The 23,791-nt window shown below is 68.5% G+C and carries 22 protein-coding genes, 1 tRNA gene and 2 pseudogenes; 9 read left to right on the forward strand and 16 right to left on the reverse strand.

Annotated elements, in window-relative coordinates; genetic code table 11:
- Positions 1-191: pseudogene (locus DQP57_RS21920) on the reverse strand (MCE-family protein MCE1A); the annotation flags it as partial.
- A 247-nt stretch (positions 192-438) separates the two neighbouring features.
- Here DQP57_RS21920 and DQP57_RS21925 point away from each other — a divergent pair.
- The 4 genes from DQP57_RS21925 to DQP57_RS21940 all read left to right on the forward strand — a co-directional run bounded on the left by DQP57_RS21925 (position 439) and on the right by DQP57_RS21940 (position 3,278).
- Positions 439-1,386 carry a GGDEF domain-containing protein gene (locus DQP57_RS21925; protein WP_112634748.1) on the forward strand — a complete coding sequence of 316 codons (948 nt, stop codon included), beginning with the start codon at positions 439-441 and terminating at the stop codon, positions 1,384-1,386.
- Between the two features lie 66 nt (positions 1,387-1,452).
- Positions 1,453-1,989, forward strand: a complete 537-nt coding sequence (locus DQP57_RS21930) for a hypothetical protein (RefSeq protein ID WP_112634749.1) — start codon at positions 1,453-1,455, stop codon at positions 1,987-1,989.
- A gap of 20 nt (positions 1,990-2,009) precedes the next feature.
- The gene (locus tag DQP57_RS21935; RefSeq protein ID WP_112634750.1) at positions 2,010-2,498 is read left to right on the forward strand and encodes a glutathione peroxidase; all 489 of its coding nucleotides are present in this window, start codon (positions 2,010-2,012) and stop codon (positions 2,496-2,498) included.
- A gap of 84 nt (positions 2,499-2,582) precedes the next feature.
- Positions 2,583-3,278, forward strand: coding sequence for a TetR family transcriptional regulator (locus tag DQP57_RS21940; protein ID WP_112634751.1), 696 nt, complete (start codon positions 2,583-2,585; stop codon positions 3,276-3,278).
- Here the strand turns inward: DQP57_RS21940 and DQP57_RS27675 are convergent.
- From DQP57_RS27675 to DQP57_RS21970, 8 genes and pseudogenes are all read right to left on the reverse strand, one after another.
- The gene (locus DQP57_RS27675) at positions 3,250-3,672 is read right to left on the reverse strand and encodes a methyltransferase (protein ID WP_430919962.1); all 423 of its coding nucleotides are present in this window, start codon (positions 3,670-3,672) and stop codon (positions 3,250-3,252) included. The two genes, DQP57_RS21940 and DQP57_RS27675, sit on opposite strands and share 29 nt — an antisense overlap.
- Entirely contained in the window at positions 3,605-3,889 is a 285-nt protein-coding gene (locus DQP57_RS27680; RefSeq protein ID WP_430919964.1) for a hypothetical protein, read from the reverse strand. Before DQP57_RS27680 ends, DQP57_RS27675 begins: the two co-directional genes overlap by 68 nt.
- 238 nt (positions 3,890-4,127) lie before the next feature.
- Positions 4,128-4,226: pseudogene (locus tag DQP57_RS27685) on the reverse strand (hypothetical protein); the annotation flags it as partial.
- Between the two features lie 434 nt (positions 4,227-4,660).
- Positions 4,661-5,455, reverse strand: a complete 795-nt coding sequence (locus DQP57_RS21950; RefSeq protein WP_112634752.1) for an RsiV family protein — start codon at positions 5,453-5,455, stop codon at positions 4,661-4,663.
- 187 nt (positions 5,456-5,642) lie between these two features.
- A tRNA-Met gene (locus tag DQP57_RS21955) sits at positions 5,643-5,719 on the reverse strand.
- 77 nt (positions 5,720-5,796) lie between these two features.
- Positions 5,797-6,333, reverse strand: coding sequence for a cupin domain-containing protein (locus DQP57_RS21960; RefSeq protein WP_112634753.1), 537 nt, complete (start codon positions 6,331-6,333; stop codon positions 5,797-5,799).
- A gap of 42 nt (positions 6,334-6,375) precedes the next feature.
- On the reverse strand, positions 6,376-7,080 hold the full coding sequence (locus DQP57_RS21965; RefSeq protein ID WP_112634754.1) for a nitroreductase family protein: 705 nt from the start codon (positions 7,078-7,080) through the stop codon (positions 6,376-6,378).
- 16 nt (positions 7,081-7,096) lie between these two features.
- The gene (locus tag DQP57_RS21970) at positions 7,097-7,747 is read right to left on the reverse strand and encodes an HD domain-containing protein (RefSeq protein WP_112634755.1); all 651 of its coding nucleotides are present in this window, start codon (positions 7,745-7,747) and stop codon (positions 7,097-7,099) included.
- A gap of 136 nt (positions 7,748-7,883) precedes the next feature.
- Here DQP57_RS21970 and DQP57_RS21975 point away from each other — a divergent pair, with 136 nt between their 5' ends.
- Positions 7,884-8,828: a GlxA family transcriptional regulator gene (locus DQP57_RS21975; protein WP_112634756.1), complete on the forward strand. Its 945-nt coding sequence runs from the start codon at positions 7,884-7,886 to the stop codon at positions 8,826-8,828.
- Positions 8,829-8,831: 3 nt separating this feature from the next.
- Here the strand turns inward: DQP57_RS21975 and DQP57_RS21980 are convergent, their stop codons facing one another.
- On the reverse strand, positions 8,832-11,813 hold the full coding sequence (locus DQP57_RS21980; RefSeq protein ID WP_112634757.1) for a UPF0182 family protein: 2,982 nt from the start codon (positions 11,811-11,813) through the stop codon (positions 8,832-8,834).
- Positions 11,814-11,887: 74 nt separating this feature from the next.
- Positions 11,888-12,910, reverse strand: coding sequence for a YlbL family protein (locus DQP57_RS21985; RefSeq protein ID WP_112634758.1), 1,023 nt, complete (start codon positions 12,908-12,910; stop codon positions 11,888-11,890).
- Between the two features lie 104 nt (positions 12,911-13,014).
- Here DQP57_RS21985 and DQP57_RS21990 point away from each other — a divergent pair, with 104 nt between their 5' ends.
- From DQP57_RS21990 to DQP57_RS22000, 3 genes are all read left to right on the forward strand, one after another.
- A complete protein-coding gene (locus DQP57_RS21990) occupies positions 13,015-14,418 on the forward strand; it encodes a zinc-dependent metalloprotease (RefSeq protein ID WP_165821870.1) in 1,404 nt (467 codons plus the stop codon).
- A 36-nt stretch (positions 14,419-14,454) separates the two neighbouring features.
- Complete coding sequence (locus DQP57_RS21995; protein ID WP_112634760.1) at positions 14,455-15,321, forward strand: cyclodehydratase; 867 nt, start codon at positions 14,455-14,457, stop codon at positions 15,319-15,321.
- 129 nt (positions 15,322-15,450) lie between these two features.
- The gene (locus tag DQP57_RS22000; protein ID WP_112634767.1) at positions 15,451-16,794 is read left to right on the forward strand and encodes a macrolide-binding ATPase MABP-1; all 1,344 of its coding nucleotides are present in this window, start codon (positions 15,451-15,453) and stop codon (positions 16,792-16,794) included.
- A gap of 10 nt (positions 16,795-16,804) precedes the next feature.
- Here DQP57_RS22000 and DQP57_RS22005 read toward each other — a convergent pair whose 3' ends face one another.
- Entirely contained in the window at positions 16,805-17,077 is a 273-nt protein-coding gene (locus tag DQP57_RS22005; RefSeq protein WP_112634761.1) for a WhiB family transcriptional regulator, read from the reverse strand.
- Positions 17,078-17,489: 412 nt separating this feature from the next.
- The gene (locus DQP57_RS22015) at positions 17,490-19,598 is read right to left on the reverse strand and encodes an ATP-dependent DNA helicase UvrD2 (protein WP_165821871.1); all 2,109 of its coding nucleotides are present in this window, start codon (positions 19,596-19,598) and stop codon (positions 17,490-17,492) included.
- A gap of 125 nt (positions 19,599-19,723) precedes the next feature.
- On the opposite strand from DQP57_RS22015, the gene mrx1 reads away from it, so the two are divergent.
- Complete coding sequence (mrx1, locus tag DQP57_RS22020; protein ID WP_112634764.1) at positions 19,724-19,978, forward strand: mycoredoxin Mrx1; 255 nt, start codon at positions 19,724-19,726, stop codon at positions 19,976-19,978.
- A 3-nt stretch (positions 19,979-19,981) separates the two neighbouring features.
- Here mrx1 and nudC read toward each other — a convergent pair whose 3' ends face one another.
- The 3 genes from nudC to DQP57_RS22035 all read right to left on the reverse strand — a co-directional run.
- A complete protein-coding gene (nudC, locus tag DQP57_RS22025; RefSeq protein ID WP_112634765.1) occupies positions 19,982-20,914 on the reverse strand; it encodes an NAD(+) diphosphatase in 933 nt (310 codons plus the stop codon).
- Positions 20,914-21,984 carry a potassium channel family protein gene (locus tag DQP57_RS22030; protein WP_112634766.1) on the reverse strand — a complete coding sequence of 357 codons (1,071 nt, stop codon included), beginning with the start codon at positions 21,982-21,984 and terminating at the stop codon, positions 20,914-20,916. Before DQP57_RS22030 ends, nudC begins: the two co-directional genes overlap by 1 nt.
- Before the next feature lie 48 nt (positions 21,985-22,032).
- A partial coding sequence (locus DQP57_RS22035; RefSeq protein ID WP_133259291.1) for a 3'-5' exonuclease occupies positions 22,033-23,791 on the reverse strand: 1,759 nt, incomplete at its 5' end.

The raw sequence follows: 23,791 nt of genomic DNA on the forward strand, positions 1-23,791 counted from the left end.
CCGTTGTAGGTCACCTTCGAACCCGGATCCATCACCAAACCAGCCCGCGCGGCCAACATCGTCAGCTCGGTCTTTTCGGTGAAGGCGCCGCGAAACTGCCCGTACACCAAGGCCAAAATCAGAACGCACACGACTAGCACGGCGACGGCGATCCACTTGTACGGCGGGATCCGTTGCGAGTTGATCTGCATGGGCGAGCCGGGACCTGTTTTTGTCGACAAGACCGCCGCCGCCCCTCACGTCCGCGCCGAGCCTGCCGGCGCGGCGACAAATCCCTCCCCTGCCTTTGCCAGGGGCTCCGACAATTGTGCAATAACGAGTCCAGTGAATGTACCGCGGCGGCCGACCTTGTGCGAACCGCCGTTCACAAATTCGGCGGGCGCCGAAAAGTCACCCAGCCATGGCCTCGCCGGGCGGCCACGACCTTATCCTTGGCAGATGTCCAGGCGTGTCGCCTCGCAGCCGTCGGTCGGGCGCTGGCACGCGATCGGTCTGATCGCTTTTCTGTGCTTGCTCATTATGTATGCGGTGGAGGCACGCGTGGCCGGCGGAGTCGACCCGCGGCTGTTCTGCCTTCTCGCCGGGTCGGGTGTTGCGGCCGGAGCCGTTGGTTGGCTGGGGACGCTTCGCGGCTGGCAAGACCGTCGGGCCCTGCTGGCCGGCTGGCCGGTCGCGTCGTTGATCGTCACCACGCTGGCCGGAGCGATCGATCCGCGGGTCACCCTGGATTTTCCCGGCACCGTCACGATCACGTTCGCCTACATCGGTCTGACCTGCCCGCGATGGCGATCGCTGGCCTTCGTGCCGCTCGGCGTCGCGGCGTTCGTCGTCGGCGGCGCCAAGGTTCTTCCGGGCGCGTTCACCACCGTGGTGCTGGCGGTAGCCATGTGGGTGATCGTCGCCGAGGTGCCGGCATGGCTCATCGCCCGGCTGGAAGAGCAGAGCGCGCTGCTGCGGCAGATCGCGCACACCGACGCGCTGACCCAGCTGCTCGACCGGAGCACCCTCGGACCCCAGCTGTCGGCGCATGCCAGCGGCTCGGCCGTCGTCCTCATCGACCTCGACAACTTCAAGCGCTACAACGACACCCACGGCCACGGGGCCGGCGACGAGCTGTTGGTGTCCTTCGCCGACGCGCTGCGCTGGTCGGTCGGCGAGGCGGGCACCGCTTTTCGCATCGGCGGCGACGAGTTCCTGGTGCTGCTGGTCGGTGCCGAGCGCGCCGAGGCCGAGCGGATCCTCGATCGGCTGCGCGACCGCTGGGCTCAGGATGGCGAACCGGTCGGCTTCAGCGCCGGGATCGCCGTCGGCGAGCGGGACCTCATGCGGCTGGCCGACGAGCACATGTATGCCAACAAGCGCTCCCGCGATCTGTCCGCCGACTGAGCCGTCGTAGTGAGCGCGCGGTCTACGCTCGATGAGGATCGCGATGAGGACAAAGAAAGGTGCGCGATGCTGGCAGCGTTCGGATTCGAATCCCTGGGCGTGGTCGTCGGGGACATGTACTTCATCGACCCGTCCCCGCTCGAGGGTCAGGAGACCCCGGAGCGCGGAGTCAGACTGGAACTGCGCCTCGTCGAGCGGGCCGAGCCGCAAGGCTCGATCTACGCCGGCGTCCCGTTCGCCTTCACCCGCCCGGTGTGGCGGGTGGACCTGTTCGGGTCCACCGAGAGCCCGCCCGGGACCCTGGACCGCGCCCATCACCACCCGCAGTTCAACGGCTGGGAACCCAGCCGCCGGCACTTCGTGCCCGAGCTGTCCGCCGACCCGCTGACCTGGCTGTCCGACCAGCTGGCCGACCCGGCCGCCGTGCTGGCCCGCGCCGGCGTCGACGCGGACGAGGTCAGCGAAGCCGACACGGCCGGGCTCGCGGCCGCCGCTCCGGAGATCGTCGCCGCGGTGAAACGGTTGCTCGACGGCGTGCGCAACGGCGAATTGGCCCCGGCCCCCGCCGAGCCGGTCGCCGCCGCCCGCACCGGCTGGCTCTGACGTGCGTTAGCGTCGTCTACGTGACACTGAAAAACATCCCCCTGACCACCCTCGACGGCCGGCCCACCACGCTGGCCGAATTGTCCGACGGCGCAACGCTGGTCGTCAACGTAGCCTCCAAATGCGGGCTGACGCCGCAGTACACGGCGCTGGAAAAGCTGGCCGAGGACTACCGCGATCGCGGCCTGACCGTCGTCGGCGTTCCCTGCAACCAGTTCATGGGACAGGAGCCGGGCACGGCCGAGGAGATCCAGGAGTTCTGTTCGACGACCTACGGCGTGACGTTCCCGCTGCTGGCCAAGACCGACGTCAACGGCGACGACCGTCACCCGCTCTACGCCGAGCTGACCAAGGCCGCCGATTCCGCTGGCGAGGCCGGCGACATCCAATGGAACTTCGAGAAATTCCTGGTCGCGCCCGACGGCAAGGTGGTGCGGCGGTTCCGGCCCCGCACCGAGCCCAACGCCCCCGAGGTCGTCAGCGCCATCGAGGACGTGCTGCCGCGATAGGCGGGCGCCTGCACTTAGTCCTGCCGTTGGGCAGCAAACCGTGGCCAACCTTTTCACTATGGGTTGAAATGATAGGGTTCGCACGTGCCGCCACCTGGGAATACGACGAAGCGACGAGGCAGGCGCCAGGGCGGACCGGTATCGCGCGACGCGGTCCTGCACGCTGCGAAGCAGCAGTTCGCCAAGCGCGGCTATGACAAGACGACGCTGCGAGCGATTGCCGACGATGCGCGGGTCGATCCTTCGATGGTGCTGTACCTCTTCGGCTCGAAGGCGGAATTGTTTCGGGAGTCGATGAAGCTGGTGCTGCCGGCGAACCTGTTGACGAACGAACTCGCCGAGAAGGACGACGATGTAGGACGCCGCGTGGTGCGGGCCTACCTCGGCATTTGGGAGCGGCCCGATACGGCCGCCAGCATGGCCTCGATGGTGCAGTCGGCGACGTCGAACAGCGATGCCAACGAGGCGTTTCGCGGTTTTCTGCACGACTATCTGCTCACTGCCGTGGCCAACGCTCTGGGCGGCGGCGACGAAGCGCGACTGCGTGCGATGCTGGCCGCCACCAGCCTCGTCGGCACCGCGATGTTGCGCTACATCATGCGTGTGCCGCCCCTGTCATCGCTCGGAGTCGATGAGGTGGTCGCGCTCGTCGGTCCCGCAGTGCACCGATCCTTGACCATCCCCGCCGACGAGCTGGGGTTGGACCTGCCGCCCAGTAAAACCCGGGCCGCCCAGACCACGGGCCCCGCGGCTACACTGCGGTCGCCTCGAGGATATTGAGCGGCGACACGGTTTCGACGACGCGGTTCAACCGGAAACCGGCTTGACCGAACAGCCGGTCGTACTCTTGGGCGATGCGTTCGCGCGCGCCGGCGACGACCAACATCTCGATATCCACCCACTTGCCGTGGAAGTCGCGATCGTGGTCGGGAATAACGAACTCGCAGAGCAGAATTCGCGCGCCGGTGCGAGCCGCGCTGCGGACGTTGTTCAAGATGCGCACCGCGTCATCCTCGGGCCAGTCATGGATTACGTTTTTGAGCACATACGCGTCACCGCCGGCCGGCGCGGAATCGAAGAATGAGCCCTGCTCGATCCGGACGCGGTCATGGACACCGTTCTCGCGCAACAACTCTGGAGCGCACGCCACCACCTCCGGGAGATCGAACAGCACGCCGCGCGAATTCGGAGCCGCTGAATGGCGGCCAGCAACCGACCGTGGCCGCCACCACATCGACGATCGTCGCGAAGGTACTGAAGTCATACGCCGCCGTCAGGGGCGCGATGGAGAATTCGGACAGATTGGTCATGGCGGAGTTGAAAATCCGGCCGAGCTTCGCCTCGCCAGCCAGGTACTCGAAGACCGTTTTGCCGCGAAGCTCTGGAATCACCGGTTTCCCGGTCCGAATTGCTTCGGTCAGGTGGCTCCAGTGCTCGCGATGCTGAGGCGACCCGACCCACCTTTGCCATCCCGGCCATCACACCGGCGCGTCGGTCCGCAGCGTTTCGGCGAGCGGATTGAGGGCGTAACGGCCGTCTCTGCGTCGCCGGAAAATGCCGACGCCGATCCGCGCGCAGCAGTCGCCGCAGCGCGGCGGTGTCGGCGCCGACCCGGCCCGCCAACTGCTCCCCAGACAACGGACCATCCGCGAGGGCGTCTGCCACTCCAAGATCCGCGGCGGTCGCGACCGCCTGAGCGACCCATCCGTTCAGGGTCGTCTCCAGCATCACCACCGCGGGCGGAGCAAAGCGTTGGCGCAGACCCGTCAAGTGGTGGCGGGCGCGTTCAACGGCTCGCGCTACCTTGGCCGGCGGAACTTTCGACGTCAATTGCCACCTTCTCACGCACTTCGAACGGGCACCTTCTACCCTGCCCGCAAACCAACAATATTTCAATAGTCATTGAAATATTGGCCGGATCGCTCTAGAGTCCTGCCAGGGGGCCGGATGAATGGAGCTGCCATGTCGCGTCTAGCCACCAAGGTCGTCGTTGCGGCGATCCTCGCCTTCACCGCCGTCACAGCGAGCGGATGCCTTCCCACGGCCAGCGTCGAGCCACCGCTCGGCGTCGCAGCCGGTTAGTGCGGTCGCGGCAGGGTGGTGGCGCGCCGCGCCACCACCCGAGCCCAGCGGGGAGAGGTCTCGAACCTGCGTTGCGCTCGTTAAGCGAGCATGGGGTCGATCGCGGAGCGCGGTACCAACACCTGAGGGGCACCCGCCGCGTCGGGCAGCATATGACCCTGGTCGAAAAAGAAGATCACACCGTCGTTGGTGACGGCGAAATTCTGATAGTTCGCCGGGTCGTAGAGGACGGCCGGCGCGATGGTCACGGGCGGCGCGGTCGGCGCCTGGTTCGCCGGCGACGTGGTCTGCGTCTGGTTCGCCGGCGGCGCGGTCGGCGCCTGGCCCGCCGGCGGCGCAGTCTGCTTCTGCAGCTCGCTCTGCACGATGGGCGCGACGGTCGTCAGCGGGTCGTCGACGCGCCACAAGGGCGTGTTGTTCTTGTCGTCTGACGCTGCGGTCCACACAATCGCCTTGCGGTACGTCTGGTCCCAATTGAAGGACTTGTAGGTCGTCTGGGGGTGTGCGCCGACGTTCTGAACGACCTTCAACACCACGGCCTCGGTGCCGCGCGGCGGTATCGCCGACCCGTAATTCGTCGCCGAAATGGTCAGCTGGGAGGGCTGATCGCGGGATGCGGAGGATTTGGCGACGTTGAGGAAATCGTCGCGCTGCTTGGCAATGAAGTCGGCGATGGACTTCTCGTCGGGGTAGTTGGCCGGGAAGCTGATGTCGACGTTGTAGCCGACGTCAGCCATGTGGATTTCGCACGCCTGGCCCGTGTTGGCACCTTTGAGATCCGCGCAGTAATCCTTGGGCGGCGCGGCAGCGGCGACGCCAGCGGAGCCAAAGAGAACGAGGACCGTCGCGAACGCCGCCACCTTGAAGCTGCGCATGTGGGATCTCCTCCGACAACTCGCGGTACCGATGGACAGATGCAGGTAAAGATAAGCCATCGCCCCGCCGGCCATGATCGCCGGACTTCCGGAGAGGGCTCATCGGCGAACGGCGCCCGCCTTGCGCGCGAACGTCTCACCGGGCATGAAAACGGCCCCCGGACAAATCTCCGGGAGCCGTTTTACCTGGTAGCGGGGACAGGATTCGAACCTGCGACCTCTGGGTTATGAGCCCAGCGAGCTACCGAGCTGCTCCACCCCGCGTTGGTGAATGCCAGGTTACCGAACCGGTCTCTCGGCGACCAAATCGCGCGGTCAGCGGCCGTCGCAACCGCGAATGCTCAGTGCGATGGCGGGTTCAGCCCGTATCGCTGCGCGATGTCGTCCATCCACTCCGGGGACCCGTACGTCAGCCCGTATTTGTCGGCGAGCTCGCCGAACTCGGGCAACTCGTGCAGGGGCTTGCCGGCCGGATCCCGGTCGTGCTCGAGGAGCAGCTCGCCCAATTCGCGGAAGTAATTCTCGAATCCGCCCGGGGTGATGACCTCGATGATGCGGCCCGGCTCGCTGCCGGCATTCCACATCGCATGCATCTGCCCGCGCGGCTTGGTGATGTATCCGCCGGGACCCAGGACCACTTCGCTGTCGTCGGAACGGAAGCCGATCTCGCCGGCCAGCACGATCGAATGCTCGTCCTCGCGGGTGTGGCGGTGCGCCGCGGTGAGCAGGCCGACGGCGAACGGATGCTCGACGATGGACACCTCGCCGCCATTGGTCCTGCCGGACAGCTTGAACACCACCCCGAACCCCGGGAGGGTGACGACATCGCCCTCCCCCGGCTGCACCACGGTGACACCGATTGGATCTGAACCACTCATGCAACTACCTTCCTCGCAAATCCGTTGCGCCGCAAGGCCTATTCAGCCCGCCTCGGCCAGGTCGGCCGTCATCTCGTCGCGCGGCGGCCACAGCGGCTGCGGCACTTCGATGCCAAACGGCTTGTCCCAGCCGTTGCGGGACGAAACCTCTTGCACGGGATGGCGATTGGCCGCGACGCCCCACCTGCCCAACGGGTAGCCCAGGGTGAGCATGGCCGACATCTTCCAGCCCTGCTCGACCGGGACTCCCAGGAGTTCATTCACCTCGTCCTCGAAGTTGCGCAGCACCATCGTCATGACGCCGCCGACGCCCTCGGCACGGGCGGCGAGCAACGCACTCCAGATCGCCGGGTAGATGTTGGCGCCGCCAAGGTCATCGATGGCGTAGACGAACAGCAGCAGGGGGATCTCTTCGAAATGGTCGGCCAGGTAATTGCCCGAGCCCTTCATTCGGCGCATCGTTTCGGCGTGAGCTTCCGGATCCGCTCCAGGCGCCGTCGCCACCATCGGTCCCGTTCCCGCGCTGAACTTTTCGTATTCGACGGCGCGGGCCTTGCGGAACAGGTGGGCAAACTTGGCGATGAGTTCCCGATCGTCCACGGCCACGAAGTGCCAACGCTGGGTGTTGCCCCCGTTCGGGGCGCGCACGGCCGCATCGAGGATGCGGGCCTGGGTGTCCAGCGGGATCGGGTCCGGGCGCAGCCGCCGCATCATCCGGGTGGTGTAGAGGCCTTCGTAAATGTCCATTGTTGCGCTCCTTCCGCTACTCGGGCCAGCGGTTGTGCAGGATCAGGTCGACGAAGTCGACGCGCTCGAAGGCGGGATCGAAGTGCGCCAGCACGTCGGCGTTCATGGTGCCGGCGGTGGTCCGCGGCCGGTGCTTCATGCCGTCGTTGAACGCCGCCAGGATGCGCTGCTTGAACTCATGCCGCGGGTGCGCGGCGGTCACCGCGGCCAGCGCCTCGGGGTCGAGCTGCTCGCGCCCGACGCCGACCACGTCGACCTCCACGCCGGCCTGCAGCAAGGCGACCTCGGGGGCCATGAACTCGGGCACGCCGGGGGTGGTGTGCAAGGCGATGCCGAGCCACACCTTGTCGGCTTCGGCCCTGTCGACGCCGTGGGCCGTCAAGAAGTCCCGGGCGGCGTCGGCACCGTCGACCTCGAAGCGGACGGCCGAGCCGCGGTAACGCTCGGTCAGACCCAGGTCGTGAAACATCGCCGCGACGTACAGCAGCTCCGCGTCCGGCTTCAGGCCGCGGCGCAGGCCCTGCAGCGCGCCGAAGAAGAACACCCGCCGGGAGTGGTTGAACAGCAACTCGTCCTCGGTGTCGCGGATGAACTCGGTGGCCTCGCGCGCCAGCGCGGTGTCGGGGACATCGATGCCGGCGACGGTATCGATTGAGCTGGTGGTCATAGTCCTCATCTCCTTCGTGGTGACCGTTGCTATGAGTGTGCGGCGGTGGGGACGGATCGACCGTGGCCGTTCTGGCCGTCCTCCCCACAGAACGCGACACAATGGCTGCGTGAGCGACGCCAAGGCGAGTACGCGGGTGGTGGTCATCGTCGTATTCGACGGGGTGACGCTGTTGGATGTGGCCGGCGCGGGTGAGGTGTTCGTCGAGGCCAACCGGTTCGGCGCCGACTACCAGGTCAAGATCGCCTCGCTCGACGGACGCGACGTGACCAGCTCGATCGGGGCCCGGCTGGGCGTGACCGACAGCATCGCGGCGATCGAGTCCGCCGATACCGTCCTGGTCGCCGGCAGTGACAACCTGCCCGCAGGGCCCATCGACCCCGCCCTGGTCGAGGCCATGCGATCGGTGTCGGCCCGGACCCGGCGCCTGGCGTCGATCTGCACGGGCTCGTTCATCCTCGCGCAGGCGGGGGTGCTCAGCGGCCGGCGCGCCACCACGCACTGGCACGACACCCGGTTGCTGGCCCGGGCGTTTCCCGATATCACCGTCGAGCCGGACGCGATCTTCGTCCGCGACGGCGACATCTTCACCTCGGCGGGGATTTCGTCGGGCATCGACCTGGCGCTGGCGCTGGTCGAAATGGATTACGGGACCGAGCTGGTCCGCGACGTGGCCAGGTGGCTGGTCGTCTACCTCAAACGCGCGGGCGGCCAGTCACAATTCTCGGTGTTGGTCGAGGCCGATCCCCCGCCGCAGTCGCCCCTGCGCCCGGTCACCGACGCGATCGCGGCCGACCCCGGCGCCGACTACAGTCTCAAAAGGCTTGCGGCGCTGGCGTCCCTGAGCACCCGCCAGTTGACCCGGCTCTTCCAGGCCGAGCTCGGGATGAGCCCGGCGCGCTACGTCGAACTGGTCCGGATCGATTTCGCCCGCAACGCGCTGGAATCCGGCCGATCGGTGACCGAGACCGCGGGCCTGGCCGGCTTCGGCAGCATCGAAACCCTGCGACGGGTGTTCGTCAATCACCTGGGCATCAGCCCAAAGGCCTACCGGGACAGGTTCCGAACGGCCTACGCCTGAAAGCTATTTCGTGTTGTTGTACTTGGTGATCGCGTCGTCCAGCCGCTGCAGCGCCGCACCGTAGCCGGCGAAATCGCCCTTCTTCTGCGCGTCTTTCGCCGCGCCGATGGCCGCCTGAATCTCTTGCAGGACGGCCGCTTTCGCCGGCGACAGCGTCACCGACCCGTCGGAGACCGGCGGCGCTGCCACGGGCGGCGGCGATCCGGGCGTGACGGCCGGTGCCGGCGTGTTGGCCGGCGGACTGGCGGCGGGAGTGCCGGACTCGGTGGGCTGGATGCCCGTCGCCGCCGCGCCCGCGCCCGGACCGAACAGCCCGGTCAGGGCGTCACGTACGGTCGGGCCGTATCCGATCTTGTCGTTGTACATCATCGCCACCCGGATGAGCCGCGGATACGACGACGCCGCGTCGCTGGCGCCCGGCGAGGCGTACACCGGTTCGACATAGAGCAACCCGCCCTGGCCCACGGGCAGGGTGAGCAGATTCCCCCACCGGATCCGGTTCTGGTTGTCGCGCCCGATCACACCGAGGTCCTGGGACACCGCCGGATCGGTGGTGATCGCATTGTTGGCCAGCTTCGGACCGTTGACCTGACCCGGGATGGTCAGCACGGTGATCCTGCCGTAGGTCGCCGGGTCGGAGCTGGCGCTGATGTAGGCGGCCAGATAGTCACGCTTGAACCGGTTCATCGCGCTGGTGAGCTGATACGACGCCGTATTGTCGTTCTTCGCAATGTTTTTCGCCACGATGTAGTACGGCGGCTGGTAGCTGCTGGCCGTCGGGTTCGGATCAAGCGGCACATCCCAGAAGTCCGACGTGGAGAAGAACGTCACCGGATCGTTGACGTGATACTTGGCCAGCAGCATCCGCTGCACCTTGAACAGGTCCTCGGGATAGCGCAGGTGCTCGGCCAGCTCGGGGCTGATGTCGCTCTTCGGCTTGACCGTGCCCGGGAAGACCCGCATCCACGCCTTGAGCACCGGGTCCTGTTCGTCCTGCTGGTACAGGCTGACCGTGCCGTCGTAGGCGTCCACGGTCGCCTTGACCGAGTTGCGGATGTAGGAGACCCGCTTGTCGGGTGCCAGCCTGTTGAACGCCACCTCGTTGGAGTCCGCGGTCGCCGACTCCAGCGACGTGAGTTCGGAATACGGGTAGTTGTCCAGCGTGGTGTAGCCGTCGATGATCCACACCAGTCGCTTGTTGACGATCGCCGGGTACACGGCGCTGTCGGTGGTCAGCCACGGCGCCACCGCCTCCACCCGCCGCGCCGGGTCACGGTTGAACAGGATCTTGCTGTTCGAGCCGATCACGTTGGAGAACAAGAAGTTTCGCTCGGCGAATTTCGCGGCGAACACGCTGCGCGACAGCCAGTCGCCGATCGGGACGCCGCCGAGCCCGGTGTAGGTGTAGTTCTTGGTCTCGTTGCTGGTCTCGTAGTCGTATTCGCGATCGGTGCCGTTGCGCCCGACGATCGCGTAGTCGGCCGACGTGTTCGCGATGACCGGCCCGAAATAGACGCGCGGCTGGTCGAGCTGCGCCGGACCGTCGGACACCACGCCGCCGTTGGCGCCGACGACGTTGACCAGAAATTCGGGGTAGCCGCCGTTCTGGTTGGGGTCGTTGGCGATTCCGCGCACGGTGTTGGCCGGCGACGCGATGAAGCCGTTGCCGTGGGTGTACACGGTGTGCCGGTTGATCCAGTCGCGCTGGTTGTCGATCAGCCGGTCGGGGTTGAGCTCGCGGGCCGCCACGACGTAGTCACGCAACGCGCCGTTGCGGTCCTGGTAGCGGTCGATGGAGAGCTGGTCGCGGAAGTAGTAGAAGTTCTTGCCCTGCTGGAATTGGGTGAACGCCGGGCTGACGATCGTCGGGTCCAGCAGCCGGATGTTCGACGTGGTGGCCCGGTCGTCGGCGACCTGCTGGGCGGTGGCCTGCGCGTCGCCGGTGTAGTTGCGGTAGGTGACCTGGTCGGACGTCAGGCCATAGGCTTGCCGAGTCGCGGCGATGCTGCGGCTGATGTATTCGCTTTCCTTTTGCGCGGCATTGGGTTTGACGCTGATCTGCTCGACGATCAGCGGCCATCCCGCCCCCACGATCAGTGACGAGAGCAGCAACAGGACCAGACCGATCGCGGGAATCCGCAGATCGCGCAGCACGATCGCCGAGAACACCGCGCCGGCGCAGATGAGCGCGATGGCCATCAGGATCAGCTTCGCCGGCAGCACCGCGTTGATGTCGGTGTACCCGGCGCCGGTGAAGGGCTTGCCCCCGCGGGTATGCGACAACAACTCATAGCGGTCCAACCAGTAGGCGAAGGCCTTGAGCAGCACCAGCACCCCGACCAGGGTGACCAGCTGGATGCGCGCCGATCGGCTCAGCGCCCCGGCGCGGCCGGACAGCCGGATGCCGCCAAAAATATAGTGGGCCAACAGGTTCGCCACGAAGGCCAGGAAGACCGCGACGAACAGGTAGCTGAGCAGCAGCCGGTAGAACGGCAGCTCGAACGCGTAGAAGCCGAGGTCCTTGCCGAACTGCGGGTCCTTGATGCCGAAATCGCCGCCGTGCAAAAACAGTTGGATGCGCACCCAATAGCTTTGGGCGACGATGCCGGCCAGCAGGCCGATCGCCACCGGAATTCCGGCGCTCACCAGTCGCAACCGCGACAGCACCAGGACGCGGTAGCGCGCCACCGGGTCGTTGTCGTTGCTCGGCACGAACACCGGGCGGGTGCGGTAGGCCACCGCCAGCCCGGCGAACACGATGCCGCCCACCAACAGCCCGGCGATCAAAAACACCACGAACCGCGTGACCAGCACGGTGGAGAACACCGAGCGATAGCCGAGCTCGCCGAACCACAGCCAGTCGACGTAGGCGTCGATCAGCCGCGGACCCGCGAGCAGCAACGCGATCACACCCAGTGCGATCAGGATCAGAATCCGGCTACGCCGAGTCAGCTTCGGCATCCGTGCGGTGGGCCGCATCCCCACTGGCTACGCTCCCTGATCGATTGCTAGACGGTGACAACTCTACGCATGGCACAACCCGTGATCGCCCGGCTTCGCTAGCAGCTTGGCGCCTGCCCGCCCGAGCCGATCGCGTGCAACGCGTCCACTGCCTGCCCGAGCGTCTCGACCTTGACCAATCGCAGGCCGGACGGATTGTCCGAGCTGGCCTCGTAGCAGTTCTTCGCCGGCACCAGAAACACCGTGGCCCCGGCCGCGTGCGCGGCGACCATCTTGTGGGTGATGCCGCCAATCTGGCCGACCTTGCCGTCGGACGAGATGGTGCCGGTCCCGGCGATGAAATTCGACTTGGCCAAGTCCCCGGTGGTCAACTTGTCGACCACCGCGAGGCTGAACATGAGCCCGGCCGACGGCCCGCCCACGTTGGCGAGGTTGAAGTCGACGGTGAACGGCGCCCACGGGGCGTCGAGCACCGCGACGCCCAGAAAGCCGTAGTCGCGGTCCTTGTTGGCGCCCAGGGTGATCTGCGCCACACCGGCCGGTTCGTTCTTGCGGCGGTAGTCAATCGTCACCACCTGGCCGGGCTTGGTGTTCTTGAGCAATCCGGTGAATTCGTCGACGGTGGCCACCGGGACGCCGTTGACCGCGTCGATGGCGTCACCGGTCTTGAGCTTGCCCGCCGAGGGCCCCGGCTCGGGGACTTTGGCGACGGTGACCGCGGCCGGGTACTTGAGGTAGCCCAGGGCGGCATAGGCGGCGCTGTCCTCGGATTGCTTGAAGTCGGCGTTGTTGGCCTTGTCCACTTCCTCGCGCGACTTACCGGGCGGATAGATGAGGTCGCGCGGTACCAGCTGTTCGGTGTCCGAAAGCCACAGCGTCAGCGCCTCGCCCAGCGTCAGGTCGTCGCGCTGGGACACCGTCGTCATATTGAGGTGGCCGGTGGTCGGATGCGTCTGGGTGCCCTCGATCGCCACCACCTGCTTGCCGTCGACCTCACCGAGCGTGTCGAAGGTGGGGCCCGGCCCCAGCGACACGAACGGCACCGTCACCACCGCCAGCAACACGCCGAACACCACGATCGGCACCAGCGCGACCACCAAGGTCAGGATGCGCCTGTTCACGCCGATCACACTAGACGGCGGCCGCGGCACGGTGTTCAGCCACGACGCCCGGTGCGGCGGGTTCAGCTACAAGCTGACCCGAGGTCGCGCCGCCTGACCTAGCGGTGAGTACCGTTGAGGGTATGGCTGACCTGCCTTTCGGGTTCTCTTCGGGAGACTCTGGGGACGACCCCGACAAACACGGGAAGAAAGATCCCAACTCGGGCTCGAACCCGTCCGACCCGTTCGCCGCGTTCGGCATGAGCGGCGAATTCGGCATGGGCGACTTGGGGCAGATCTTCACCCAACTGGGCCAGATGTTTTCCAGCGCGGGCACTGTCGGGCCCGGCGGAACCGGCTCGGGTCCGGTCAATTACGACTTGGCGCGCCGCGTCGCGACGAATTCGATCGGCTTTGTGGCGCCGATTCCGGACACCACCAACTCGGCGATCGCCGACGCGGTGCACCTGGCCGAAACCTGGCTGGACGGATCCACTGCGCTGCCGGCGGGCACCACCAAGGCGATGGGCTGGACTCCCGGCGACTGGGTCGACAACACCTTGGAGACCTGGAAGCGGCTGTGTGACCCGATGGCACAACAGATTTCGACGGTGTGGGCCGCGTCGCTGCCCGAGGAGGCCAAGAGCATGGCCGGCCCGCTGCTGCAGATGATGTCGCAGATGGGTGGCATGGCGTTCGGCTCGCAGCTCGGGCAGGCGCTGGGCCGGCTGTCCCGCGAGGTGCTGACCTCGACCGACATCGGTTTACCGTTGGGGCCCAAGGGGATTGCGGCGGTGCTGCCCGACGCCGTCGAATCGTTCGCCACCGGTCTGGAGCGGCCGCGCAGTGAGGTCCTGACCTTTTTGGCCGCGCGGGAGGCCGCCCACCACCGGCTGTTCAGCCACGTGCCGTGGCTGTCGAGCCAGCTGCTCGGCGCCGTCGAGGCGTACGCCATGGGCATGCAGATCGACATGTCCGGAATCGAGGAACTGGCGCGCGACTTCAATCCGGCGTCGCTGTCGGATCCGGCGGCCATCGAAAACCTGCTCGGGCAGGGCGTTTTCGAGCCGAAGGCGACGCCGGCCCAGACCCAGGCACTGGAACGCCTGGAGACGCTGCTCGCCCTCATCGAGGGCTGGGTGCAGGTGGTGGTGGCCGGCGCGCTGGGCGACCGGATTCCCGGCGCCGCCGCGCTGGGCGAGACGATGCGCCGCCGCCGGGCCAGCAGCGGCCCGGCCGAGCAGACCTTCGCGACGCTGGTCGGGCTGGAGCTGCGGCCCCGCAAGATGCGTGAGGCCGCGGCCTTCTGGGAGCGCCTGACGGAGGCCGCCGGCGTCGACACGCGTGACGGCATCTGGCAACACCCCGATCTGCTGCCCGACGCCGAGGACCTCGACGAGCCGGCGGGCTTCATCGACCGGGTCATCGGCGGCGACACCAGCGGTATCGACGAGGCCATCGCCAAACTCGAGCGCGAGGGCCAGGGACCCGACGGGCCGGGCGCCGACGGCGGCTCTGTGGATAGCTGATCGGGCCCATCGCCTCCGGCGTGCCACAGTGACGCCGTGTCTTCGCCCTGCCAGGCCACGCTTTCCACCTATGCGCTGAACCCGGCGCTGCCGGTCCTGCTGCGGCCCGACGGCGCGGTCCAGGTCGGCTGGGATCCCCGCCGCGCGGTGCTGGTCCGTCCGCCGGGCGGCCTGGCCGCCGCCGAGCTCGCCACCCTGTTGCGGTCGATGTGGTCACCGACCCCGCTGGCGGAATTGCAGCGCCGCGCGCTCGAGCGCGGGCTGACCGACGCCGACGGTCTGCGAAACCTGGTCGCGCAGTTGCTCGGAGCCGGGGTGGCCACCGAATGCGGGCGGCCGCGAGGCCGGGCGGCCTCGGTGCGGATCCACGGCCGCGGGCCGCTCTCCGAGCTGCTAGTGGAGGCGTTGCGCTGTTCGGGCGCCCGGATCGCGCACAGCAGCCAACCCCACGCCGCTGTGTCGGCCCACGACGTCGATCTGGTGGTGTTGTCGGACTTCCTGGTCGCCGACCCGCGCATGGTGCGCGATCTGCACGGCCAGGGCGTCGCCCATCTGTTGGTACGGGTGCGCGACGGCATCGGCCTGGTGGGTCCGCTGGTGATTCCCGGCGTCACCAGCTGCCTGGGCTGTGCGGACCTGCACCGCCGGGACCGCGACGCGGCGTGGCCGGCGATCTGCGCGCAGCTGCGCGACACCGTCGGCGTCGCCGATCGGGCCACCGTGCTGGCGACGGCGGCGCTGGCGCTTTCTCAGGTGAACCGGGTGATCGCGGCGGTGCACGGACAGGAGGCCGCCGCAGGTCCCGAACCACCCCAGACGCTGAACGCGACCCTGGAATTCGACCTGCACTCCGGTGCGATCGTCACGCGGCACTGGGTCAGACACCCCCTGTGCTCCTGCTGAATCGCGGCTACTTCCGTTGTGGCGCTTGGCGTTGCCGCCGGCCAGTGGTGGCGAATAGGGCAGTTGACCTGCGCTTACAAAATGTGACAACGAGCGTTGTCGACTTGTCTCCACATCGCGGTGGCCATCATGGATGATGGACACGTGGCAGACATCAAAAGGGGCCGTGCCGCGCGTAACGCGAAGCTGGCCAGCATTCCGGTCGGGTTCGCCGGCCGGGCGGCGATCGGATTCGGTAAGCGGCTGACCGGAAAGTCCAGGGACGAGGTCCAGGCCGAGATGCTGGAGAAGGCCGCCCACCAGCTGTTCACCGTCCTCGGCGAGCTCAAGGGCGGCGCGATGAAGGTGGGCCAGGCCCTCTCGGTGCTCGAGGCCGCGATTCCCGAGGAGTTCGGCGAGCCCTACCGCGAAGCGCTGACCAAGCTGCAAAAGGACGCCCCGCCGCTGCCCGCCGGCAAGGTGCACCGGGTGCTCGACGCCCAGCTGGGCACCAAGTGGCGCGAGCGGTTCAGCGCGTTCGACGACACCCCGGTGGCCTCGGCCAGCATCGGCCAGGTGCACAAGGGCGTGTGGTCCGACGGCCGCGAGGTCGCGGTCAAGATCCAGTACCCGGGCGCCGACGAGGCGCTGCGCGCCGACCTCAAGACCATGCAGCGCCTGGTCGGGGTGTTCAAGCAGCTCGCGCCCGGCGCCGACGTCCAGGGCGTGGTCGACGAGCTGATCGAGCGCACCGAGATGGAGCTCGACTACCGGCTGGAGGCCGAGAATCAGCGCGCCTTCGCCAAGGCCTACCAGGACCACCCGCACTTCGCGGTGCCGCGGGTCGTGGCCAGCGCGCCGAAGGTGGTCATCCAGGAATGGATGCAGGGCACCCCGATGGCCGAGATCATCCGGCACGGCACCGTCGAGCAGCGCGACTTGATCGGCACGCGGCTGCTCGAGCTCACCTTCGACGCGCCGCGCCGGCTCGAGATGCTGCACGGCGACGCCCACCCGGGCAACTTCATGCTGCTTCCCGACGGCCGCATGGGCGTGATCGACTTCGGTGCCGTCGCACCGCTGCCCGGCGGCCTGCCGATCGAGCTCGGTATGAGCATCCGGCTGGCCCGCGACAAGAACTACGACCTGCTGTTGCCGACGATGGAGAAGGCCGGCTTCATCCAGAAGGGCCAGCAGGTGTCGGTGCGCGACATCGACGACATGCTGCGCCAGTACGTCGAACCCGTCGAGGTCGAGGTCTTCCACTACACCCGCAAGTGGCTGCAGAAGATGTCCGCCATCGAGATCGACCGGTCGGTGTCGCAGATCCGGACGGCGCGGCAGATGGATCTGCCGCCCAAGCTGGTCATCCCGATGCGGGTGATCATGTCGGTGGCCGCCATCCTCTGCCAGCTCGACGCCCACGTGCCGATCAAGGCGCTGTCCGAGGAACTGGTGCCCGGCTTCGCCGAGCCCGACAACGCGGTCATCTAGCCGCCGCGCCCTAGGCGGCGGCTCCGTCTCGCCGTCCGTCTTTGCGCGGACGCCCGCGGGGCCGTTTGAAGCTCAGGACCGACCCGCGGTCGATGATCTCGCCGCCCCACACACCCCAGGGTTCGGCCCGTTCCAGCGCGGCCGCCAGGCACTGGCGCCGGACCGGGCAGCTGCCGCACAACGTCTTGGCCCGCTCGAGATCGGCCGGGGTGTCGGCGAACCACAGGTCGGGATCGCCGGCGTGACACGGCAGGGCTTGTCTGGGGACCGTCGATGCCGACATGTCCTACCACCTACTTCCTGATCTGGGTTGCTATCCGTTGGGGATCCGGACCAGGTCAAGAAGTTGTCGCTCAACAACTATGGCCACGGATCCTGTGACTTCGGGTCCGTGGCCATCTGGGGAGAAAACCGGGCTGGTGCTTAGCTTGCCTTCGGTGGGCCCCCGACTTGTACGGACGCGTCGGTCGCGGCGGCGGCGCGATGCTTACGCGCGGCCGCCGTGGCGGCGTGTGCGGCGTGGGAGGTAGCAGCGTCGAGCGCCGCGCGGGCCACGCCTACACCGAAAGCGTCGTTGATCATCGTGGCCACCCCCTTCCATGTGCCGACATCCGTGGTGCCGAGTTGTGCGATTCGAGGGTAAACGGTCACCGCCGCAGACCACAACCGATTTTCTGACCTGCGGGTTTAGCCGGTCAGCGGCTGCGCACCAACTCCAGCACGTCGGGCCCGTACTGTTCCAGCTTGCGGGAGCCGATGCCCGGGATCGCGATGAGCGCCTCTTCGTCACCGGGCAGCAGCTCGGCGATGGCGATCAGCGTGTTGTCGGTGAAGACGACGTAGGCGGGCACCTTCTGCTCCTTGGCGACGTCCAGCCGCCAGGCCTTGAGCCGCAGCAACAGGTCCTCGTCGATGTCGGCGGCGCAGGTCTCGCAGCGCCGCAGCATGACGGCGGCCGGGGTGGTCAGGTTGTTGTTGCAGATCCGGCAGCGGGTCGCGGTGCCGCGGGTGCGCCGAGACTTGTTCGGCGCGGCGTCGGCCCGCGCCTGGGGCGCGATGCCGTTGAGGAACCGCGAGGGCTTGCGCCCCTGGCGACCGCCCGGGCTGCGGGCCAGCGCCCAGCTGAGCGCCAAATGCGTTCTGGCCCTAGTGATTCCGACGTAGAGCAGCCGGCGTTCCTCCTCGACCGCTTCGCTGTCGGCGCCGTGCGCCAGCGCGTGCGAGATGGGCAGCGTGCCGTCGGCCAACCCGACCAAGAACACCGCGTCCCACTCGAGCCCCTTGGCGGCGTGCAGCGAGGCCAGCGCGACGCCCTGCACCACCGGTGGGTGCCGGGAGTCGGCGCGCATCCGGAGTTCGGCCATCAGCCCGGGAAAGTCGAGCTGCGGACGCTGCGCGACTTCGTCGTCCACCAGTTCGGCCAAGGCGGTCAACGCTTCCCAGCGCTCGCGGGCCCGGGCGCCCACCGGTTCCTCGGCGGTGAGCCCCAGCGGTTCCAGCACCGAGCGCACCACGTCGGGGAGCGGCCCCCCGGCGTCCTCGGTGGCGCGTTCCGAGGCCCGCTGCAGCGCCAGCAGGGCCTGCTTGATCTCCTGCCGGTTGAAGAACCCCTCGCCACCGCGAACCTGATAGGCGATGCCGGCCTCGGTCAACGCCTCCTCGTAGATCTCCGATTGCGCGTTGACGCGGTAGAGCACCGCGATCTCGGACGCCGGGGTACCGGATTCGATGAGCCGCTTGATCGACGCCGCGACCGCGGCGGCCTCGGCGGGTTCGTCGGGATGCTCGCTAAACGAGGGCGCCGGACCGGGGGCCCGCTGGCCCACCAGGTGCAGCTTGCTGCCGGCGACGCGGCCGCGCGCCGCGGCGATCACCTGGTTGGCCAGCGACACCACCTGCGGGGTGGAGCGGTAGTCGCGTTCCAGGCGCACCACGGTGGCGTCGGGGAACCGGCGGGAGAAGTCGAGCAGGAACCGCGGCGAGGCGCCGGTGAACGAGTAGATGGTCTGGTTGGCGTCGCCCACCACGGTCAGGTCGTCGCGATCGCCCAGCCACGCCGTCAGCACCCGCTGCTGCAACGGGGTGACGTCCTGATATTCGTCGACGACGAAGCAGCGGTACCGGTCGCGGAACTCTTCGGCCACCGCGGCATCGTTTTCGATCGCGGCCGCGGTGTGCAGCAACAGGTCGTCGAAATCGAGCAGGGTGACGTTCTCGTCGCGGACCTTGAGCGCCTCGTAGGCGGCGTAGACGGTGGCGACCCGCGCGGCGTCCAGCGGGATGTCGCGCGCGGCGTCGGCAACGGCGGCCGGGTATTCCTCCGGGCCGATCAGCGAGGCCTTGGCCCACTCGATCTCGCCGGCGAGGTCGCGCACGTCGTCGGTGCCGACGTTGATCCGGGCGCGGGCGGCCGCCCGGGCGACGACGGCGAATTTGCTGTCCAGCAGCTGCCAGCCGGTGTCGCCGACCACCCGCGGCCAGAAATACCGCAGCTGCCGGTGGGCGGCCGCGTGGAACGTCAGGGCCGAGACCGCGCCGACGGTGGTGCCCGCGCCCGCCGCGGCGTCGATCATCCGCAGCCTCGAGCGCATCTCCCCCGCCGCCCGCTGGGTGAAGGTGACGGCCAGCACCTGCCCGGCCGCGACGTGACCGCTGGCGATCAGCTGCGCGATCCGGTGGGTGATGGTGCGCGTCTTTCCCGTTCCGGCGCCGGCGAGCACGCAGACCGGGCCGCGGGGAGCCAGCACGGCTTCGCGCTGCTCGTCGTCCAGCCCGGCTGTCAAGGGATCGGCGACCGTCGGCATGGCGTCCATCTTGGCAGCGCTCGGTGACAAACCCCGCGCATCGCCACACCTTGATCGGCGGCCCGGCGTGTCGCCCGAACACCCCCGGCGCGGAATGCATCGTCGCCAAGCTACGTTAACCAACCATGACCTCTGCGCCGCTCACCGTCTACACGACCTCCTGGTGTGGTTACTGCCACCGGCTCATGACGGTGCTCAAGTCCAACGGGATCCCCTACGAGGCGGTCGACATCGAGCACGACGCGGCGGCCGCAGACTTCGTCAGCTCGGTCAACGGCGGCAACAGGACGGTCCCGACGGTCAAGTTCGCAGACGGGTCGACGCTGACCAACCCGAGCGCCGCCCAGGTGAAGGCCAAGCTGGCCGAGGCCGGCAGCTAGCCCTCAGTCGATCGCGGCCCAGGATTCGATGATCACCCGGGCGATCGAGATCGACCCCGGCAGCAGCAGTTTCGACTCCGACGAGCTCGACCAGTCCCCCGCCGCCAGCGCGGCCCGCACCTCCTCGCGGGTGAACCAGGCCGCCTCGGCGATCTCGCCGTCGTTGAAGGAGAACTCTTCGGCCGGGTCGCCGACGGCGTGGAAGCCCACCATCAGCGAGCGCGGGAACGGCCAGGGCTGGCTGCCCAGGTAGCGCACGTCGCGCACGGTTAGGCCGATCTCCTCGCGGATCTCGCGGGCGACGCATACCTCGAAGGATTCACCGGCCTCGACGAATCCGGCCAGCAGCGAGAACATCCGCTCCGGCCACACCGCCTGGCGGGCCAGCACCGCGCGGTCACCGCCGTCGTGGACCAGGCAGATCACCGCCGGGTCGATGCGCGGGAACTCCTCGTGACCGGTGACCGGGTTGACGCGTGCCCATCCCGCCCGGGCCGGCCGCGTCGGCGAACCGTCCTCGGGGCTGTACCGCGCCTTCTCGTGCCAATTCAGCAGCGCGACGGCCGCGGACACCAGCTGGCTGCTGGTGTCATCGAAGATCGGGCCGAGGCTGCGCAGGTTCACCACCTCGGCGTGCGCGCCCGGATCGTCCGGGGCTTGCAGCGCGCCGCGGATCCCCCAGACGTGCCGGCCGTCCTCCAGGCGACCCAGAAACACCGCCTCCGGCGGCGGCTTGTCGCCCACTTCGGCCGCGGCGCCGAGCACCACGCGGCCGTTGGCGGCCAGCACCTGGTTGCGCGAATCCACCCGCAGCAGCGCCGCCTCCGCCCAGCCGGCGGTGGCGGCCTCGACGTCGGTGCGCAGCTGATCGGCGCGGTCGGCGCCGACGCGCGACAGCAACGGCACGCTGCGCAGCTGGAAGTCCGCGATCGCCATCAGTGGTCGGCGTTTCGGATGTAGAGCAGCCGGTCGTTGGCCTCGATGGCATCCACCTCGGGTGCGCCGATGCGCAGCAGCCGGCCGTCGCGGACCACGCCGAGCACGGTGTCGCGCAGGTGCCGTGGCGATCCGCCGACCTCGGTCTGCTCCACCTCACGCTCGGCGATGGCCAGCCCGACGTCGGGGGTCAGCAGGTCCTCGATCATCTCCACGACGCTGGGCGTGGTGGTGGCCAGCCCCAGGAGCCGGCCCGCGGTGGCCGAGGAGACCACCACCGAGTCCGCTCCGGACTGCTGCAGCAGGTGCTGATTCTCCGTCTCCCGGATCGAGGCGACGATCTTGGCGTTGGGTGCCAGCTCGCGCGCCGTCAGCGTCACCAGCACCGCGGTGTCGTCGCGGCTGGTGGCCACCACGATGGACGCCGCGTGCTGGGCGCCGGCCAGCCGCAGCACATCGGCCTTGGTGGCGTCGCCGTGCAGGGTGACCAGCCCCGCGCTTTCGGCGTGCTCGAGGGTGCCGCGATCGGTGTCGACGACGACGACGTCGCCCTGGGCGGTCTCGTCACCGAGGATGGCGGCGACCGCCGTCTTCCCCTTGGTGCCGTAGCCGATCACGATGGTGTGGTTGCGCACTCTGCTCCTCCAACGCTGAATCTTCCACCCTTGGCGAGACCGCTCGGAGAGCACTTCGAGCGTGGTGCCGACCAGCACGGCCAGGAACGCGATCCGCAGCGCGGTGAAGATCAGGGTGTGCACCAGGCGCGCGGTCTCGGTGTAGGGCGTGATGTCGCCGTAGCCGGTCGTCGACAGCGAGACCGCGGAGAAATACACGCAGTCCAGAAACGTCAGCGGTTGGTTGCGCACGTCGCGGTACCCGTTGCGGTCCAGGTAGACGATGACGGCCGCGGCCAACAGCACCACCAGCGCGATGGCCAGGCGACGGGTGATGACCCGGATGGGACTCGCGTGATCTTCGGGGATGCGCACCACGCCGATCAGCTGGTGACCGCGCTGAGCGGTCAGGGTTTCGTCCAGACCGCTCAGCTTTCGGGACCTACCGTTGCCCACGGCGGCCCGTCACCGGCTGCACTTCTGCGCACGCGACACGCACGGGTCTTATGTAACCACGGCCACAGCTTCCCCAATACTCGGAGCCGACAGCAGGTCCGCGACCTCGGCGTCGCCCGGCAGTGCATCGGGGATCACCGTGGTGCGGGCGCGCACGTAATAGAAGGCGGTGCGCACCGACGATTCGGGCACACCGGCCAGCGCCGCCCAGGCCGAGCGATACACCGCGAGCTGGACGGCGGCCTGCCGCATCGCTTCGGGCCCGCGCGGCGGTTCACCGGTTTTCCAGTCGACCACGGTGGCGCCGCCGTCGGGGTCGGCGAAGACCGCGTCGATGCGCCCGCGCACAAGGGTGTCGCCGATCGGCATTTCGAACGGCACCTCCACGGCGACGGGTGTTCTTGCGGCCCAGGGTGATTCGGCGAAGGCCTCCTGCAATGCGGCCAATTCCGTGCTGTCGCCGACATCGGAATCCGCCGCGCCGGGCAGGTCGCCGAGATCGAACAGGCACTCGGCGCCGTAGAACTTCTGCACCCACGCGTGAAAGGCATTGCCCAGCAAGGCATGCGGTTCGGGGCGCGACGGCAGCCGATGCCTCAACCGCTGCGCCGTGCCCTCCGGGTCGCGCGCCAGGCCGACCAGGGAGCTGACGGACAATTGGCCGGGCAGGGTGCGCGGCGCCGGCTGCACCAGCCTGGCACGCTCGGCCAGCAGGGCGTCGACGTCGGCGGCCCAGCCATCCACGTCGACCCCGGTTTCGGTCGCGCCGGCGCGCAGCGCCCGAGCCACCAGCGCCGCCCCGCGCTCGACGTCGTTGCGCCGCCCGGACAACGGGTCGGGTGGCCAGACGGCTTCGACGACGTTGTCGCGCAGCGGGTTTGGTTCGCCGTCGGCGGGTGACGGCGCCCAGTGCTCCACCGTTCCGCAGGGTTCGCCGGCAGCGACCGAATCGTCGATGACGGCCTTGATCTCGCACAGGAAGTCCGACGGGCCGCGCGGCTTGATGCCGGTGGCCCCCCAGTGGTGCCCGGACACCAGCAGGGTGTCCTCCGCGCGGGTGATGGCGACATACAGCAGCCGCCGCTCCTCGTCGATGCGCCGCTGCTCGAGCTGGCGGCGATGCTCGGAGATCTTGTCCGACAGCTGCTTTCGGTTGGTGACGTCCGAGGTGTCCATGACCGGGATGCCCAAAATGCCGGCGTCGGCGCGGTCGCCTCGCAACAGCGGCGGCAGCTCCGCGGCATCGGTGAGCCAGGTGCTCTTCGACGCCGTCGACGGGAAGGTGCCGCCGGACAGGTGCGCCACCGCCACCACCTGCCATTCGAGCCCCTTCGCCGAGTGCACGGTGAGCACCTGGACGCGGTCGCGGGCGACCGCCAATGGTGCCGGCGCCAGGCCGTTTTCGACCGACTCGGCCACGTCCAGGTAGGCCAGCAGGCCGGTCACCGACGTGGCCGCCGATCCGTCCCCCGGCCCGGTGACGGCGTCGGTGCGTTCGGCGTAGGCGGCGACGACGTCGGCGAACGCGTCCAGGTGCTCGGTGCCGGCCCAGCCGGCTCCCACCCCCGCCGCGGCCCGGACCTCGCAGTCGATGCCGAGCACCCGGCGCACCTCGGCCACGAGCTCCGGGAGCGGATGGCCGAGGTGGGCGCGCAGGGCGCTTAGTTCGGCGGCCAGCGCGGTGATGCGCTGATATCCCGCGGCCGAATATGCCCCGGCCGCACCGGGATCGGCGATCGCGTCGGCCAGGCACACGATGTCCGCGTCGGGGCCGGCCGCACTCGCGATCGACTCCGGCGAGCAGGCG

This window comes from Mycobacterium colombiense (assembly GCF_003284935.1).
Classification (GTDB): domain Bacteria; phylum Actinomycetota; class Actinomycetes; order Mycobacteriales; family Mycobacteriaceae; genus Mycobacterium; species Mycobacterium arosiense_A.

Bases quoted from the DNA above. Each gene is read 5' to 3' on its own strand.
- DQP57_RS21930 (WP_112634749.1), top strand. From the start codon at position 1,453: ATGCTGGCAGCGTTCGGATTCGAATCCCTGGGCGTGGTCGTCGGGGAC.
- DQP57_RS22015 (WP_165821871.1), bottom strand. From the start codon at position 19,598: ATGCCGACGGTCGCCGATCCCTTGACAGCCGGGCTGGACGACGAGCAG.
- DQP57_RS21970 (WP_112634755.1), bottom strand. From the start codon at position 7,747: ATGACCACCAGCTCAATCGATACCGTCGCCGGCATCGATGTCCCCGAC.
- DQP57_RS21960 (WP_112634753.1), bottom strand. From the start codon at position 6,333: ATGAGTGGTTCAGATCCAATCGGTGTCACCGTGGTGCAGCCGGGGGAG.
- DQP57_RS21950 (WP_112634752.1), bottom strand. From the start codon at position 5,455: ATGCGCAGCTTCAAGGTGGCGGCGTTCGCGACGGTCCTCGTTCTCTTT.
- nudC (WP_112634765.1), bottom strand. From the start codon at position 20,914: ATGGCGATCGCGGACTTCCAGCTGCGCAGCGTGCCGTTGCTGTCGCGC.
- DQP57_RS22005 (WP_112634761.1), bottom strand. From the start codon at position 17,077: ATGTCGGCATCGACGGTCCCCAGACAAGCCCTGCCGTGTCACGCCGGC.
- DQP57_RS21925 (WP_112634748.1), top strand. From the start codon at position 439: ATGTCCAGGCGTGTCGCCTCGCAGCCGTCGGTCGGGCGCTGGCACGCG.
- DQP57_RS21965 (WP_112634754.1), bottom strand. From the start codon at position 7,080: ATGGACATTTACGAAGGCCTCTACACCACCCGGATGATGCGGCGGCTG.
- DQP57_RS22000 (WP_112634767.1), top strand. From the start codon at position 15,451: ATGGATGATGGACACGTGGCAGACATCAAAAGGGGCCGTGCCGCGCGT.
- mrx1 (WP_112634764.1), top strand. From the start codon at position 19,724: ATGACCTCTGCGCCGCTCACCGTCTACACGACCTCCTGGTGTGGTTAC.